A 15,132-nucleotide genomic window follows, 5' to 3' on the forward strand; every position below is an offset into this window, starting at 1 on the left:
AATCGGAGGTTCTAAATTTCAATAAATGTTCATATGGTGGATAGGGAGTAATGTTGAAGGAGGAGCAATGGAGAATGCTTGACTATTTAAAGCGGTTTTTAATCGCAGGGATTGTGGCTCTTTGCGTAAGTTTATTGTTTTTTGGAGGAAAGCCACAAGCCGAAAGCCTAGATGAAACAATTGATTGGATCTGGCCGACAGACGGAATTATATCCGATACATATGGAACGAGGTATGGGCATCATAAAGGAATTGATATTGCAGGGGACCTAAATTCCCCGATTTTTGCAGTAGACGATGGACAAGTCAAAAAGTCTTATTATTCAGATACTTATGGACATGTCATATTTATCAAACATAGCAACAATAATTTGGAAACCGTATATGCACACTTAAACAAGCGTAATGTAGAGGTCGGACAAAATATTCTAAAAGGTGAAATTATCGGTAGAATGGGTAATACCGGGGAATCTAATGGAGTCCATCTTCATTTTGAAGTTCATGAAAATGAATGGACCTTCGATAAGGAGAATGCCCTTAACCCCAGCATAGTATTGGGGAAGATGGCTGTTGGCAATATAGTACAAGCCTTATCTGATGAGCAAGCTTTATCAGTAGTAAAAAACATAAAAACTGGAGAATCAGAACAAGTCAACGATAATATTATGAATAAACTAGAAACCAAACAACATATTGTTCGCTCTGGTGAAACCTTATGGTCTATTTCGCAAAAATATTCGACAACCATTGAAACGATTCAACAAGCAAATTCGCTATCAACGACATTGATTTATGAAAATCAAACTTTAAATATACCAAAATAAAGAGAAAAGACTACCCTCAAAATACTATAGGTAGTCTTATTTTTTTGGCCCTAATATAAACAAAGCAATAATCTTCACAAATTCCATCATTTCATTTATAATATAAACGTATAAAAAAATAGATCTATCTTCGGGGCTGGGTGAAATTCCCGACCGGCGGTGATGAGATTTATCTCTAAGCCCGCGAGCCGTAAGGCAGGATTTGGTGCGATTCCAAAGCCGACAGTAAAGTCTGGATGGGAGAAGATGGAGGTTCTGCGAACGTTTAAAAAACAATGTTTGTTTAAACGTTTATTAGGCATGCCTTTAAATTTTCCCTCAAGAATTTATTCTTGAGGTTTATTTATTTGTGCCGCCTTTCGCTGGACCTTTCTCTTTGTGAAGATGATCACAAAAGGAGAGAGGAAGAAATGAAAAGATTTTCAGTAAGAGCATTTGTTACCATTGGGATGATGAGCAGTTTATCGTACATTTTGATGTTGTTAAATTTTCCGCTGCCGCCATTTCCAAACTTTTTGATGATTGATTTTAGTGACATTCCAGCTATTATCGCCGCTTTGATATTTGGCCCGCTGGCTGGTGTACTAGTCGAACTGATTAAAAACACCCTAGATTATTTTATGACAGGTAGTGCAACGGGTGTACCTGTTGGGCATGTTGCTAATTTCATCGCAGGAACATCATTTGTCTTAACAACCTACTTTATTTTTGTTCAGCTTAAGTCAAAAAAAGGGATGACCTTCGCTCTTTTAGGCGGGACAATCTTGATGGCAGTATTAATGAGCGTGTTAAATTATTTTGTTATTTTACCAGCCTATACTTTCTTTTTAAATATGCCTGCGATGTCTAATCCTGAAATGAAGCAGATGGTAGTCGGTGGAATACTTCCTTTTAATATCGTTAAAGGATTAATTGTCACAGCTATCTTCATGATTATTTATACTCGTATGCACAATTGGATTGGAAAACAAGCTGCTTATAAAATATAAATAGAAATCATAAATATCGAACGCATCGGTTCCCAATGGCCGATGTGTTTTTATTTGGAGAGGGTAAGTTGGTGGATTTTTGATCCAATACCAGGTGCTATATTAACATCGTCCATTTACACATTGAAAAAAATAAGCCCCTTCATTAGAAGGGGCAAGTAATTAATCAAATAGGAATTATTCGAATTTCGTAGGGTTGCCGTCGAATGGCTCATCTGCAACTTTGATAGAATCAGTTGGGCAGCCTTCAAATGCATCCATCATGTCATCGATTAAAACATCTGGAATTTCAACGATACCAGCATTATCATCAAGTGTTACAAATGCAATGCCATCATCATCGTAATCATAAATATCTGGAGCTGCTGCTCCACATGCACCACATGCGATGCATGTTTCTTTGTCAACAATAGTGTACTTTGCCATGAAAAAACCTCCCAATATTTAAACAATGATTCATGAAACGCTTCATGAGAAAATCATGGAAACGCATTCCTCATACCCTATTGTAAAACTGAATCCATAACTTTTCAATAGTAAATGTAATGAGAATGCTTATCATATAAGGGTTTCGTGGAAGAATCACTACCTTTTTAGGCACCTTTTTGTCCTGTAATAAGCTAAACATGTTAAAATAAAAGTAGGATTTTGTCGACTTGGATGTAAAACTAATTTCAAATATTTAATTGAACGGTTGTGAACGTCTGAATGGAAAAATACCTTCATTTAATCATCCTATTTTGTTTAGATAAGTTAAATGGTGAGAGAACCATCTATTCTGTTTATCATTTATTAAAAGGAAAAAAATCATCACAAACTATCCAAGACGCTCACTTATTTAAATTGGCCATTTTATTTCAAACATATGCAAATTTAACTCGTACAAACTTTGATCATATAATTAACGACTTACATCAAGATAACTTAATTAATAATATAGAAGGTGAAAAATTCAAACTGACATCTAATGGTGTTGCATACTTAAATAAGAATATTAGCCAACATCCAATTCCAAAACATTTAAATGGTTGGAAACATCATTCCGAGCAAGTGGATTTTTGGAAAAGGCTATCTTTATTTATTCAGGTTTGCTCCAACCTAATTAATTATGAGTCTTCCTTCATACCGATTTACAATGATATTGAATCATCAACTTGGGTTAAAAAAACATTAATTAATTTAAAAAGAAATCGTGAGGACCTAGTCGATTGTTTGATACAGGAACTTTTACATTGTTTAAAAGGTGGAGATGATTTATTTCCCGAGATATTAATCACCCGATTAACCGGTTTTAAGCATATCGGGCTAACATCGGCCCAAGCGTCTGAAGAGTTAAGAATGGACCATAATTATTATCAGTTACTTTTTTTAAATCATCTTCATTTTATGATTGAAAATATTTCTGACAATATTACCGATTATCCGATACTTCAAAGTTTATTACCGAATAATCAAACATCAAAAGCGATTACAAAATCATCTTTCCATACCTATCAATATTTGCAAAAAGGATATTCAGTTGAGGAAATTAGCGCGATTCGAAATTTAAAATCGAGTACGATTGAGGATCATATTGTTGAAATTGCCATATTGGATACGGAATTTCCATTAGATTCGTTTATTGACAAACATACCGAAAAGATAATTGTTCGAACAATAAAAGAACTAAGGTCAAAACAATTAAAACTGATTCGAAATCATTTGAATGAGCAGGTAAGTTACTTTCAAATCCGCTTGGTTCTCGCAAGGTTAGGTGATGTCATTTGAATCTTGAGAAACTTCTATATGAACATTTTGGGTTTATAGAATTTAGGCCAGGACAAAAAGAAATTATTTCTTCTTTATTAGATAAGCGAGATACAGTAGGGGTTTTACCAACTGGTACTGGAAAATCTTTATGTTACCAGTATATGGGCCATCTCCTTACTGGCCATATTTTGATTATTTCTCCGTTACTTTCTCTTATGCAGGATCAGGTCGAGCAAATGAAAGTAAGTGGAGAAAAACGTGTTATTGCCATTAATTCATTTTTAACAACGATTGAAAAGAACATTGTGTTAAATTCACTTGAAAATTATAAATTTATCTTTGTTTCCCCAGAAATGCTTCAGGTTGAATTTATTATGCAAAGGATTTGCCAATTGCCAATAGATTTGTTCGTTGTGGATGAAGCTCACTGCATCTCACAATGGGGATATGAGTTTCGAACTGATTACTTTAAACTTGGAACGGCTAGAAAGCGGCTTGGATGTCCACTTACACTTGCATTAACGGCAACAGCAACTCCTGAAGTAGTAAATGATATAAAAACAATACTTGGAATAGAGAATTGTAATCTATATAAATCAAGTGTTGATCGGCCCAATATTGCGTTAATGATTGATAAAATAGACGACATGTCATCCAAACAGCGGGCCCTATTGTCTCATCTTCAGCGATTACAAGGACCTGGGATTGTCTATTTCTCCAGTAAAAAGCTCGCTGAACAAACGGTAACTTTTTTAAAACAAAATGGTATTTTAAAAGTCATGGCTTATCATGGCGGTATGAGCCATGAGGAACGGATGCTTGTACAACAGCAATTTATTTATGGACAATTAGATTATATTTGTGCGACCAGCGCTTTTGGAATGGGAGTAAATAAAAAAAATATTCGCTTCGTTATTCATTATCATTTGCCCTTGCAATTAGAATCGTATTTACAGGAAATAGGCAGGGCAGGAAGAGATGGTAAACAAAGTATTGCCATCCTCCTATATGCTAAAGGCGATGAGTATCTTGCCTCGCAGCTAGTAGAAGGAGAATTGCCTTCAGAATCGCAAATAAGATGGTTGGCAGATGAATTAACTCGGAGTAATAATAATCAAATAACTAGCCTTTCAGATGAATTAATGGAATATGGTGGATTTACTGAAAATCAGTGGAGGTTTACTAAGGAATTTATTATGACAAAATCTCAAATATCTAACTCATTAAATGATACCATGCTGGAATTAATATCATTTATTCAATTGAGAAAAAGAGTTAAGATAACGAAAATATATGAAATGCTGGATTTTATAACTCAAGCTGATTGTCGAAGACTAGGAATATTAAAATACTTTGGAGAACATCTAAAATTCGATAGTATAGTGCCTTGTTGTGATTATTGTGGTATCAATCTTAACGAATTTATTACTAATAAAGAAGTAAACGTTGAAGGAAAAATAAAAAGGGACTGGGTGTCACAATTAATCAGCCTATTATCCCCGGCAGTTAACCAGTTGGGGGATGATAACCATGAATAATCGATATCGAGACATTATTAAACATTTATCAGATAAAGAATTAATGTTTCATTTATACACAACCCAATTCATAATTTTAATGATCTCATTATTGTTAGGTTTTTTCATTTATCATGATGTTTTATTTATTACAAACTTAATGAACTGGAATGATTTAAGGATCTTAACCATCGGGGGAGTTGCTGGATTAGTGGTTGTCAATATAGATATTATATTGACTAAAAGGCTTCCGAAATCTTTTTATGATGATGGTGGGTTAAATGAAAGGATTTTTGCTAATAAAAGTTACTTACAAATTGCCTTTATAGCACTCCTAGTTGCTTTCTGTGAAGAACTACTATTTCGTGGGATTATTCAAACTCAATTTGGTTTGTTCATCGCTAGTTTAGTGTTTGCATTTGTTCATTTTCGTTACCTATATAATTGGTTTTTATTTTTAAATATCATTTTTCTTAGTTTTGTGATTGGTTTGATTTATCTTTATACGAATAATCTGGCTGTCACATTTACTATGCATTTTGTAATAGATTGCGTACTTGGCATCTATTTAAAGAATACAGTCAAAAAGTCGGAATGGAAGTGATTTTTCATGAGCCAAGAATTCACACCAAATAATCAAGCTGAAAGATTACGACAAAAGATTGAAAAAATTAAAGAAGAGGGAATCGGGTATGAATCCACTGCTTTACCAAGCCGTGCAGATATCCATCGGAATAAAAAAAATAAGACAAAGTGGAAAATAAAATTTCCAGTCATCCGATTATTAGTCTTATTTTTTATTTTATTACCAATCGTAATCATTAGTGTCTATCATTCACTTGGAACTAAAATCCTAAAGACAAACGAAACTCTGACTACTCAAGATAATGATGGTTATGAAGAAATTAATTTAAATGTAAATAAAGATGTGGAAGAAACGGAGACACCTGTTAAGGAGGAAGTTTCACAATCCCCTTCTAACCCTAGCGAACATAATGATGAAACCTTTCCTAAACCAGTTGTCACTGATTATGTTGAAGTGGAATTAAACGGAAGTGATACCTCAATTGGAAACCAACCTATTGAAGGAAGTAAAGTGGGATCCGTAAAACAAACTGATCAGGGAAAATCTAACTCGGAAAATCTTATCTATCATACCGTAAAAGCCAATGAAACTCTATTCAGGATTGCGATGAATTATTATCGTTCGCAAGAGGGTATAAAGATCATTCAACAAGCAAACCATTTACAAGGTAATGAAATAAAAGTTGGACAGGTATTAAAAATTCCTAAATAGATTGTTATTTCTAATCATTCCTAATTCGCTCTTAACATATAATGTGGACAAGAGATATTTTAAGAAGGGGGATGAGTGGATTTGATAGAAGAGTCAATTGATTTACTCGATGAAAATACAGATCCGGCAACTAAACAAATGCTGAAAAATGTTGTAAAGAAAAAGAAGAAATTTGATACCTATAAATTTGCCCATAATTTATCGATTACTATGACATTAGCCATCACTGGCTGGTTCTTAATGTACTTGTATCATTTTATTAGCATTCGGTCAGGATCTTCATTTTTGGACGTTTTTGCATATTTTTTAAGCCAGGATAAAAATCTTTTTGTATTTCTTCTTTTATTAGGATCTTTTTTCGGTATGAATATTCTTAAAACGCAGCGAGATAAATTCGATAAGGAATTTCATGGTTTACGATGTGAGATTGTTGATCGAAGTAAGGACCTTTGGAAAAAGGAGGAGGAATGGAAGAGCCGACATATTGTTTTTGAATTAATGAAGAAAAAATATGATATAAATTTATACCATGAGCAAAAGTAAGGTTTGGTTCCATTTGGAACCAAACCATACAGATTAAAAAAATTGTCTTTTACCTCTTTCATCTTTTAATATTTCAACTGCTTCTCTAAATCTTTGGGAATGGACAATTTCTCTTTCTCTGAGGTATCTTAAACCGTCGTTTAAATCAGGATCGTCACTTAAATTAATTAACCATTGGTAGGTTGCCCGAGCTTTTTCCTCTGCGGCAATATCCTCATACAAATCTGCAATAGGATCGCCTTTAGCTGCAATATAGGATGCTGTCCATGGAACACCGGCGGCATTATGATAGAAGATGGCACTATCATGATTGGCATAATGTTCTCCTAAACCAGCGGCCTTTAACTGGTCGGGAGTTGCGTCTTTCGTTAATTTATAAACCATGGTGGCAATCATTTCTAAATGTGCGAATTCCTCTGTTCCAATATCAGTTAATAAGCCTATCACCTTATCAGGAATTGTATATCGTTGGTTCAAATAACGTAAAGCTGCGGCTAACTCCCCATCCGCACCACCGTATTGTTCAATTAAATACTTCGCTAACGTGGGATTACAGGTGCTAACCCTTACTGGGTACTGTAATTTTTTTTCATAAATCCACATATGTTTCCTCCTACCCTTAACTATTTCTCTATCTCTAAAGTTGCCATGGCCATGGAGAATCTTTCCAATCCCATGGATAACCGGAAAAGCTATTTCCAAATTGCTGAAGAGGGCCGTAAATACTTTCAACCGCTTTCTTTAGCTTTTTTCTTTCTTTTGCGTAATGATTAAATTGATTAATTGCTTCTAGGTCTTCCGGATGTGTATCTAGATACAATGTTAATTCGACAAGGACAAAATCAACTGACTGAAGCTGTTCCATTAAAGGGTAAAATTCTGGAGGTAACTGTTTCATTACGCATTTTCCTCCTTCCTATTTTCATAAGGATTAAAATACGGATCATAAAATGCTTTCCAAAGTGTCCCTGCTCGTAAAGCCTCTTCAGGAGTAAATTGTGGTAGGTTTGGTGGTTGGAAACCGATATAAAGGTGAGGTGGTGTGGAATAAACTTTTGCTCCTAATGGTTTACAAGGGTCAAAGGGACTTGTATATGGGGTATAGGTTTTATAAAGCGTGTACATAATAGCCCTCCCTTATTAGAACAATCACTCAAATATACGTTTATTCCTTTAAAATTATGTCAAAAGTTTATGTTGCAGGAAAAAAGAAGGTGTTTTTCCATTCTATAGAGAATATAGTAAGTGAGTAATTAAACGGATGAGGTGATAAAATGTTTGTAAAAAGTATTATGCTTCCGAAACATTATTGTGTCACAATTCAAGCAGATGAGCCCCTAAAAAATGCACTATTAAAATTGGAGGAAAAATCTATCGATGGCCTTCCAGTTTTAAATGGGGAACAGTACGTTGGGGTAGTCACAAGATTCGGCATTTATGAAAACTATTTTAAGTCTAACCAATCAAAGGATGAATATCTTGAATCAACATTGGTAAAAGATATTGCCAAAAATCAGGATAAGTATCTTGAAGGTAGTGAGATGTTTGAAAATACGCTAGTTGATTTAAAGGATTTCCCATTGCTAGCTGTTGTGGGAACAAATATGAAATTTCTAGGAATCGTTACTCGATTCGATGTCATTGAGCAATTCCAAAGTGCGTTCGGAATGAATCGTCCTGGAATAAGAATAGCCTTTACTTCTGTTGAGACGGAAGGAAGAATTGCTCGTTTGTCGGAGATCGCTCATCAATTCCATGAACATATCATTTCGTTAGTGACATTTGATGAAACAGACAAGCTTGTTCGTAGAATTGTAATGAAAATCGAAAAGAAAGATAATATTGATAAATTTATCAAGAGATTGGAAGAATCCGGTTTTAGAATTTTAAATATAGAAGAAGTATAACTAGGAAATAAAAAAAATCCCTCTCATACATATATATGGGAGGGATTTTTTTGCCAATATTTTTGTTATTAATCGGGTCCTTTATTAATTCTTATTTGTACATTCATTGGTTACCTACTCCTGACCACTGTACTTTCTACGATTTTTTATTAGAATCTGTCCTAAATCCGATTGAAGTGGTCGCTTCAGCATTTACCTTTTTCCTCGGGTTTATTTCAAATGGAATTTTTTTAAAAAACACTATATTTAGCTTAAAAGTAAAACGTAATAAAAATGGTCCCTATCATTCCTTTATTCCTGCGATTCTGTTTATGATAATAGCCTTGTTTTTATTATCTATTGGCTTTTGGCAAATGGTGTTATTTTTCAGTTTTTCTATCGTCTATGGTATGATGACAAATATAAAAATCTAATGACAGGTTTAGGAGGAAAAATGGAGTTTATTGTAATTGCCATCATTTTAATTATTGGGATTATTTTATATATGGTAAAAGAAGCTTTCCGTAACAAAGTAGTCCTAAACGTTATTGAATTTTCCGATTTCCCAGAGACCTTTGGGGAAGTTTCGATTTTTTTTATATCAGATATCCATCGCCGAAAAATCCCAAGAAAATTAATTTCTAAGATTAATGAGAAAATTGACTTAGTGATTATCGGTGGAGATTTAACTGAAAAGGGAGTTCCATTTACAAGAATAGAGCATAACTTAAACCTACTAAAAGAGTTAGGACCCGTATACTTTGTTTGGGGAAATAATGATTATGAAATGGAATATCATGAACTTGATGGGTTGTTAATAAAAAAAGGTGTAAAAATTCTCGATAATACAGCAGTAACTTTTGAATCTGCAGAAGGGGAAAAGCTGATAGTGTTGGGAATTGATGACATGAACAAAAAGCGGGACAGATTAGATTGGGCTTTAGAGGATGCTGGAGAAGAAGGGTTTAGAATTCTAGTTTCACATGACCCACGAATCACAACTAAAATAACTCCCGAGCAAAATATTCGTCTTGTATTAGCTGGACATACACATGGAGGTCAAATTCATATACTTGGATATAGCCCATATGAAAAAGGTGGCATTAAAATACTGGAGCATACCATTTTGCTAACGAGCAATGGATATGGTACTACTGCCATTCCTCTTCGTCTAGGAGCAAGTGCAGAAACACATTTAATTAAACTTAAAAGAAAATAATCAAGTCAATAATAATGGATAATGATGGAAAGGTAGACAATTCACCATCCTCCTAAGCTAAGCATACACTGTAAAAAAGACTAAAAGCTTTTTCTTCCGCACATAATTTCGAAAATGGCAAATTCTTAGCAGTGAAGAGTATTGTCTTCAGGAGGCATTAACATGCGCTTAGAGCGAATTACGATGAATAAAATTAAAGTCTCCCTTAGTTCTGACGATTTATTTGATCGGGGAATCTCAAATGAGGATATTTGGATAGACTCAAACAAATGGCATCAGCTTTTTCATGAAATGTTGGATGAAGCTTCTGATGAGTTTGGGGTTGATATACGCGGTCAAGTTGCAGTAGAGGTATTTTCTCTTCAAACACAAGGAATGATCATGATTATCACAATGGAAAATGATGAGATTGAAGAGGACCATTTCCATGCAGAAGGTTTTATTGAAATGCAGGTGACTCTTGGTGACTGTGAGGATATTGTATTTGAATTTACCGATTTAGAAGAGATCATTCAGCTTTCAAAACGTTTAGTATCCTTAAATGTATTGGATGGAAGTTTATTCTTAAAGGATAAAAAATATTATCTTCATTTTAACTCGACTGGGTTTCTGGAATTGGAGAAGCTGGGCTGTATATTATCAGAATATGGCCAACCGTCATTAGTCAGTATCCATATTTTAAAGGAATACGGAAAAGAGATTATGAACGCAAATGCAATTGAAACAATCAATCATTATTTTAAATAGATGATAAAAGTGAGGTGAGCTTCACCTCTGTTTTTTATGAAATGAATGATTTTTATTTATTTTATACTTATAGTTTCTTCTTTCTACTATCTATACCAATACAAATTACATATAATATTCAATAATGCTGAGTCGTTTAATTTCTCTTGCATAAAAAAAACAAAGGTGTATACTATGTCATGGAAGCGGTTTCGAAACCGTATTAGTGATTTGGGAGGTTTACAAATGGTAGCCGATACGGGTGCTAATCATAAACTAAATGAAGATAAACATGATGTTCTAAAATCAACTCAAACTGTCATTCATAAAGCATTGGAAAAGCTTGGGTATTCTGAAGAAATGTACGAGCTTCTGAAAGAACCTCTGCGAATGTTAACGGTGAAAATCCCTGTACGAATGGATGATGGGACTGTTAAGGTATTTACTGGGTACCGAGCACAACACAATGATTCCGTAGGTCCTACAAAAGGCGGAATTCGTTTTCATCCAAACGTTACTGAAAAAGAAGTGAAAGCTCTTTCTATTTGGATGAGTCTTAAATGTGGAATAGTTGATTTGCCATACGGTGGTGGTAAGGGTGGAATTATATGTGATCCACGAGATATGTCATTCCGTGAATTAGAGAGGTTAAGTCGTGAATATGTTCGTGCTATTAGCCAAATCGTAGGACCAACAAAAGATATTCCTGCACCTGATGTATTTACAAATTCACAAATTATGGCTTGGATGATGGATGAATACAGCAGAATCGATGAATTTAATTCCCCAGGATTTATTACCGGAAAGCCGCTTGTTTTAGGTGGTTCACACGGTCGGGAATCGGCAACAGCAAAAGGTGTAACTATTTGTATTCATGAAGCTGCTAAAAAGCGTGGAATCGAACTTACAGGTGCGCGTGTAGTTGTTCAGGGATTTGGAAATGCAGGCAGTTATTTATCCAAATTTATGCACGATGCAGGTGCTAAGGTAGTTGGAATCTCGGATGCATATGGAGCTCTGTATGATCCTAATGGTTTAGATATTGATTATCTACTTGATCGCCGTGATAGTTTTGGTACGGTAACAAAACTATTCGACAATACGATCACAAATAAAGAGTTGCTTGAATTAGATTGTGATATTCTAGTACCTGCGGCTATTGAAAATCAAATTACAGAAGAAAATGCTCATAATATCCGAGCTAGCATTGTTGTGGAAGCAGCAAACGGGCCAACAACACTGGAAGCAACTCAGATTCTTACAGACAGAGGAATTCTATTGGTACCTGATGTCCTTGCTTCAGCAGGAGGAGTAACTGTTTCATACTTTGAATGGGTACAGAATAACCAGGGTTATTACTGGTCAGAAGAGGAAGTTGAAGAAAAGTTAGAAAAGGTAATGGTCAAATCCTTTAATAACATTTACGAAACCTCCCAAAGCCGAAAAGTAGATATGCGTCTAGCCGCCTATATGGTAGGAGTACGCAAGATGGCAGAAGCGAGCAAGTTTAGAGGTTGGATTTAACAGATGCTTCTTAATTGAATTAAGGAATCAAATCTCCTATCATTAGATAGGAGATTTTTATTTAGGAGCTGGTAAGAGTGGAAGATGTCATTATTGTCGGTGGTGGACCGTGTGGGTTGGCTGCTGCTATTGCATTAAAAGAAATTGGGAAAAATCCGTTAATTATCGAGAAGGGTAATATTGCTAATGCCCTTTATCATTTTCCTACCCATCAAACATTTTTTAGTACAAGTGAAAAATTAGAAATCGGTAATGTTCCGTTTATGACAGAGGACTATAAACCAAAAAGAAATCAAGCATTAGTTTATTATCGTGAAGTTGCAAAACGCAAACAGTTGCGAATTCATTCATATGAAAAAGTTCTTGAAGTAAATAAACCAACTGATTATTTTGAAGTTGTCACGGATAAAAATAAATATTCAGCCAAATATGTAGTGATTGCGACTGGATATTACGATAACCCAAATAAATTAAATATCCCAGGTGAAAACTTAGAAAAAGTCAACCATTATTTTAAAGAAGCCCACCCGTATTTTGATTTAGACGTAGTTGTTATCGGTGGGAAAAATTCTAGTGTCGACGCCACGTTAGAATTAGTGAAAGCAGGAGCAAGGGTTACCGTGCTTTATAGAGGAGAAAAATACTCATCAAGTATTAAGCCATGGATCCTACCTGAATTTGATGCATTAATCCGTAATGAAATTGTCAAAATGGAATTTAATGCTCACCTCAAGGAAATTACCGAACAGGAAGTAATTTATTCCGTCCAAGGAATAGAAAAGCGAGTTAAAAATGATTATGTATTTGCCATGATTGGATATCATCCTGATCATCTATTTTTAAAGGAAATCGGTGTAAAAATCGAAGAAGAAACAGGGAGGCCGTCATTTAACTCTGAAACAATGGAAACGAATGTAAACGGGATTTTTATAGCAGGTGTCATTGCAGCAGGTAACAATGCAAATGAAATATTTATTGAAAATGGTAGGTTTCATGGTGGGTTAATTGCACAGGAAATTTTAAACAAAGAGAAAAACCAGGGATAGCATTCCCTGGTTTATTTATGGAAAATTTTCTCGATTTCATGAAGGTTATTCGTATAAGACAAGGCAATCAATAGTTTAAGACGCGCTTTTTGTCCATTAAGTCCGTTAGAAAAAATACATCCAAGTTCTTTTAAGTTTTTACCCCCGCCATCGTAACCATATATATCCTCGACAACTCCATTAAAACAGCGCGACACTAAAACAACTGGTATTCCATTTTCGATTAATTTATTTATACCATCTAAAGTATTTGGAGGTAAATTACCTTGTCCAAGTGCTTCGATGACAACACCGTCATACCCTACGTCGTAAATGACGTTTAGCAAAGTCGAATCCATTCCTGCAAAAGCTTTTAACAGTATAACTCTTTTGTTTATACCATCTATACGATACGATTCCCGAATCGTAGGGGTATGGTGGAAAATAATCCCCCTTTTCGTAATCATGCCTATTGGACCGGTTTGAGGGCTTTGAAAGGTTCCTACATTACTAGTATGAGTCTTAGTTACACTTCTGGCTGTATGGATTTCATCATTTAAAACAACAAGTACCCCTTTATCTTTAGACTCATTTGAGCAGGCGACCCTGATTGATTCCATTAAATTATAGAGGCCGTCTGAACCAATTTCATTACTTGATCTCATTGCCCCAGTTACAACAATGGGAATATTAACTTGTACCGTTAAATCCAAGAAGTAGGCGGTTTCTTCTAAAGTGTCAGTTCCATGGGTAATGACAACACCTTCAATTTGATTCATTTTATAATGATTTTCAATGATATTTTTTAATATATACATTTCGTTTGTTGTAATGTGAGGGGAAGGTAAGTTAAAAGGTTCCTCAATAAGAATATCAGCTAGATTATTTAATGCCTTCGTATTTAATGTTAAAGGATTATATTCACCTGGTTTCACAGCACCTGTAGCGGCATCTTCACTCATTGAAATGGTTCCGCCAGTATGGATAATTAAAATCTTTTTCATATATGTACCTCCATAAACAAATGTTAAGCACAATTCTTCATTTTCAATCTTACTATAACATGATACGATTAAAGAAACCGATTGAAAAGAGGATTTCTCATGATTGCGATATTGTCTGCAGGTGTAGCACCAGGACTCGCGTTATTAAGCTATTTTTATTTAAAAGATGAATATGATAGTGAGCCAATTTCCTTTGTGATGAAAACCTTTATTTTTGGTGCACTTTTAGTATTTCCGCTTATGTTTATTCAGCATGTTTTTGAAACGGAGATGGTGTTCCAATCAAGATGGTTAAATGCCTTTATTTCTTCTAGTTTACTTGAGGAATTTTTCAAATGGTTTATTTTATTTTATACAGTATATAAACATCTTTCCTTTGATGAGCCATACGATGGGGTTGTTTATGGGGCTGCTGTCTCTTTAGGATTCGCAACAGTAGAAAATATTTTTTACTTATTGGCTAATGGTTTTGAACATGCCCTTGGGAGAGCCTTACTTCCAGTTTCAAGTCATGCCTTATTTGGTGTCATAATGGGTTTTTACTTTGGAAAAAGTAAATTTTCAATAAGCAAAAGCAAAAAGTGGATTATATTGTCTTTATTAATACCATTTATTTTACATGGAACATATGATTTCATATTGTTGTCTAAAACGAATTGGATCCAAAATATTGTGCCATTTATGATTTTTCTTTGGTGGTTTGGCCTAAAAAAGGTCAAGAAAGCTAGAATATTATCCTCAAAACATATCGAAAATAAATTAAGTGTTCAAAAAACTCTTCCCTACTAGTATAGGTGAAGAGTTTTTTTCTACATTTCTTCCTAATACA

General features: G+C 34.5%; 19 protein-coding genes and 1 riboswitch. Of the genes, 14 read left to right on the forward strand and 5 right to left on the reverse strand.

The features are described 5' to 3' along the window. Positions 1–74 precede the first annotated feature (74 nt). Positions 75–824: a peptidoglycan DD-metalloendopeptidase family protein gene (locus ACX9YW_RS04075; protein ID WP_460342125.1), complete on the forward strand. Its 750-nt coding sequence runs from the start codon at positions 75–77 to the stop codon at positions 822–824. A gap of 122 nt (positions 825–946) precedes the next feature. Beyond that, positions 947–1,076: riboswitch (FMN riboswitch) on the forward strand. A gap of 158 nt (positions 1,077–1,234) precedes the next feature. Continuing rightward, positions 1,235–1,813, forward strand: a complete 579-nt coding sequence (locus tag ACX9YW_RS04080; protein WP_460342128.1) for an ECF transporter S component — start codon at positions 1,235–1,237, stop codon at positions 1,811–1,813. A 177-nt stretch (positions 1,814–1,990) separates the two neighbouring features. On the opposite strand, the gene ACX9YW_RS04085 is transcribed toward ACX9YW_RS04080, so the two are convergent. Continuing rightward, positions 1,991–2,239 (reverse strand): 4Fe-4S domain-containing protein, encoded by a 249-nt coding sequence (locus ACX9YW_RS04085; RefSeq protein ID WP_460342131.1) that lies wholly within the window; start codon positions 2,237–2,239, stop codon positions 1,991–1,993. Between the two features lie 282 nt (positions 2,240–2,521). Between ACX9YW_RS04085 and ACX9YW_RS04090 the strand changes: the two genes are divergently transcribed. From ACX9YW_RS04090 to ACX9YW_RS04110, 5 genes are all read left to right on the forward strand, one after another. Next, positions 2,522–3,580, forward strand: coding sequence for a YpbB family protein (locus ACX9YW_RS04090; RefSeq protein ID WP_460342135.1), 1,059 nt, complete (start codon positions 2,522–2,524; stop codon positions 3,578–3,580). Further along, entirely contained in the window at positions 3,577–5,100 is a 1,524-nt protein-coding gene (locus tag ACX9YW_RS04095) for a RecQ family ATP-dependent DNA helicase (RefSeq protein WP_460342138.1), read from the forward strand. Before ACX9YW_RS04090 ends, ACX9YW_RS04095 begins: the two co-directional genes overlap by 4 nt. Further along, positions 5,093–5,683: a CPBP family intramembrane glutamic endopeptidase gene (locus ACX9YW_RS04100; protein WP_460342141.1), complete on the forward strand. Its 591-nt coding sequence runs from the start codon at positions 5,093–5,095 to the stop codon at positions 5,681–5,683. The genes ACX9YW_RS04095 and ACX9YW_RS04100 overlap by 8 nt, the downstream gene beginning before the upstream one ends. A gap of 6 nt (positions 5,684–5,689) precedes the next feature. Beyond that, positions 5,690–6,376 carry a LysM peptidoglycan-binding domain-containing protein gene (locus ACX9YW_RS04105; protein ID WP_460342143.1) on the forward strand — a complete coding sequence of 229 codons (687 nt, stop codon included), beginning with the start codon at positions 5,690–5,692 and terminating at the stop codon, positions 6,374–6,376. An 84-nt stretch (positions 6,377–6,460) separates the two neighbouring features. Next, positions 6,461–6,919, forward strand: coding sequence for a DUF2663 family protein (locus ACX9YW_RS04110; protein WP_460342356.1), 459 nt, complete (start codon positions 6,461–6,463; stop codon positions 6,917–6,919). Between the two features lie 33 nt (positions 6,920–6,952). Here the strand turns inward: ACX9YW_RS04110 and ACX9YW_RS04115 are convergent, their stop codons facing one another. The 3 genes from ACX9YW_RS04115 to ACX9YW_RS04125 are packed head-to-tail and all read right to left on the reverse strand — an operon-like array spanning position 6,953 to position 8,044. Further along, entirely contained in the window at positions 6,953–7,522 is a 570-nt protein-coding gene (locus ACX9YW_RS04115) for a manganese catalase family protein (RefSeq protein ID WP_460342146.1), read from the reverse strand. Between the two features lie 34 nt (positions 7,523–7,556). Then, entirely contained in the window at positions 7,557–7,817 is a 261-nt protein-coding gene (locus ACX9YW_RS04120) for a spore coat protein CotJB (protein ID WP_460342148.1), read from the reverse strand. Then, positions 7,817–8,044, reverse strand: a complete 228-nt coding sequence (locus ACX9YW_RS04125; RefSeq protein WP_460342151.1) for a spore coat associated protein CotJA — start codon at positions 8,042–8,044, stop codon at positions 7,817–7,819. Before ACX9YW_RS04125 ends, ACX9YW_RS04120 begins: the two co-directional genes overlap by 1 nt. Positions 8,045–8,193: 149 nt before the next feature. Here ACX9YW_RS04125 and ACX9YW_RS04130 point away from each other — a divergent pair, with 149 nt between their 5' ends. The 6 genes from ACX9YW_RS04130 (at position 8,194) to ACX9YW_RS04155 (ending at position 13,320) form a co-directional block, all read left to right on the forward strand. Further along, entirely contained in the window at positions 8,194–8,826 is a 633-nt protein-coding gene (locus tag ACX9YW_RS04130) for a CBS domain-containing protein (RefSeq protein ID WP_460342154.1), read from the forward strand. Positions 8,827–8,876: 50 nt separating this feature from the next. Continuing rightward, entirely contained in the window at positions 8,877–9,239 is a 363-nt protein-coding gene (locus tag ACX9YW_RS04135; RefSeq protein ID WP_460342157.1) for a hypothetical protein, read from the forward strand. A gap of 20 nt (positions 9,240–9,259) precedes the next feature. Then, positions 9,260–10,024 carry a metallophosphoesterase gene (locus ACX9YW_RS04140; RefSeq protein ID WP_460342160.1) on the forward strand — a complete coding sequence of 255 codons (765 nt, stop codon included), beginning with the start codon at positions 9,260–9,262 and terminating at the stop codon, positions 10,022–10,024. 162 nt (positions 10,025–10,186) lie between these two features. Continuing rightward, positions 10,187–10,771 carry a genetic competence negative regulator gene (locus ACX9YW_RS04145; protein ID WP_460342163.1) on the forward strand — a complete coding sequence of 195 codons (585 nt, stop codon included), beginning with the start codon at positions 10,187–10,189 and terminating at the stop codon, positions 10,769–10,771. A 225-nt stretch (positions 10,772–10,996) separates the two neighbouring features. Beyond that, on the forward strand, positions 10,997–12,274 hold the full coding sequence (locus tag ACX9YW_RS04150) for a Glu/Leu/Phe/Val family dehydrogenase (RefSeq protein WP_460342166.1): 1,278 nt from the start codon (positions 10,997–10,999) through the stop codon (positions 12,272–12,274). Between the two features lie 68 nt (positions 12,275–12,342). Further along, positions 12,343–13,320 carry a YpdA family putative bacillithiol disulfide reductase gene (locus ACX9YW_RS04155; protein ID WP_460342360.1) on the forward strand — a complete coding sequence of 326 codons (978 nt, stop codon included), beginning with the start codon at positions 12,343–12,345 and terminating at the stop codon, positions 13,318–13,320. 11 nt (positions 13,321–13,331) lie between these two features. Here the strand turns inward: ACX9YW_RS04155 and ACX9YW_RS04160 are convergent, their stop codons facing one another. Then, complete coding sequence (locus tag ACX9YW_RS04160) at positions 13,332–14,303, reverse strand: asparaginase (protein WP_460342169.1); 972 nt, start codon at positions 14,301–14,303, stop codon at positions 13,332–13,334. Positions 14,304–14,402: 99 nt separating this feature from the next. On the opposite strand from ACX9YW_RS04160, the gene prsW reads away from it, so the two are divergent. Continuing rightward, positions 14,403–15,092, forward strand: a complete 690-nt coding sequence (gene prsW / locus ACX9YW_RS04165; protein ID WP_460342172.1) for a glutamic-type intramembrane protease PrsW — start codon at positions 14,403–14,405, stop codon at positions 15,090–15,092. The last annotated feature ends 40 nt before the right edge of the window (positions 15,093–15,132 follow it).

This window comes from Pseudoneobacillus rhizolycopersici (genome assembly GCF_054786815.1).

Coding starts and splice junctions, on each gene's coding strand:
- ACX9YW_RS04075 (WP_460342125.1), top strand. CDS start 75: ATGCTTGACTATTTAAAGCGGTTTTTAATCGCAGGGATTGTGGCTCTT.
- ACX9YW_RS04080 (WP_460342128.1), top strand. CDS start 1,235: ATGAAAAGATTTTCAGTAAGAGCATTTGTTACCATTGGGATGATGAGC.
- ACX9YW_RS04085 (WP_460342131.1), bottom strand. CDS start 2,239: ATGGCAAAGTACACTATTGTTGACAAAGAAACATGCATCGCATGTGGT.
- ACX9YW_RS04090 (WP_460342135.1), top strand. CDS start 2,522: ATGGAAAAATACCTTCATTTAATCATCCTATTTTGTTTAGATAAGTTA.
- ACX9YW_RS04100 (WP_460342141.1), top strand. CDS start 5,093: ATGAATAATCGATATCGAGACATTATTAAACATTTATCAGATAAAGAA.
- ACX9YW_RS04105 (WP_460342143.1), top strand. CDS start 5,690: ATGAGCCAAGAATTCACACCAAATAATCAAGCTGAAAGATTACGACAA.
- ACX9YW_RS04115 (WP_460342146.1), bottom strand. CDS start 7,522: ATGTGGATTTATGAAAAAAAATTACAGTACCCAGTAAGGGTTAGCACC.
- ACX9YW_RS04120 (WP_460342148.1), bottom strand. CDS start 7,817: ATGAAACAGTTACCTCCAGAATTTTACCCTTTAATGGAACAGCTTCAG.
- ACX9YW_RS04125 (WP_460342151.1), bottom strand. CDS start 8,044: ATGTACACGCTTTATAAAACCTATACCCCATATACAAGTCCCTTTGAC.
- ACX9YW_RS04130 (WP_460342154.1), top strand. CDS start 8,194: ATGTTTGTAAAAAGTATTATGCTTCCGAAACATTATTGTGTCACAATT.
- ACX9YW_RS04140 (WP_460342160.1), top strand. CDS start 9,260: ATGGAGTTTATTGTAATTGCCATCATTTTAATTATTGGGATTATTTTA.
- ACX9YW_RS04145 (WP_460342163.1), top strand. CDS start 10,187: ATGCGCTTAGAGCGAATTACGATGAATAAAATTAAAGTCTCCCTTAGT.
- ACX9YW_RS04150 (WP_460342166.1), top strand. CDS start 10,997: ATGGTAGCCGATACGGGTGCTAATCATAAACTAAATGAAGATAAACAT.
- ACX9YW_RS04160 (WP_460342169.1), bottom strand. CDS start 14,303: ATGAAAAAGATTTTAATTATCCATACTGGCGGAACCATTTCAATGAGT.
- prsW (WP_460342172.1), top strand. CDS start 14,403: ATGATTGCGATATTGTCTGCAGGTGTAGCACCAGGACTCGCGTTATTA.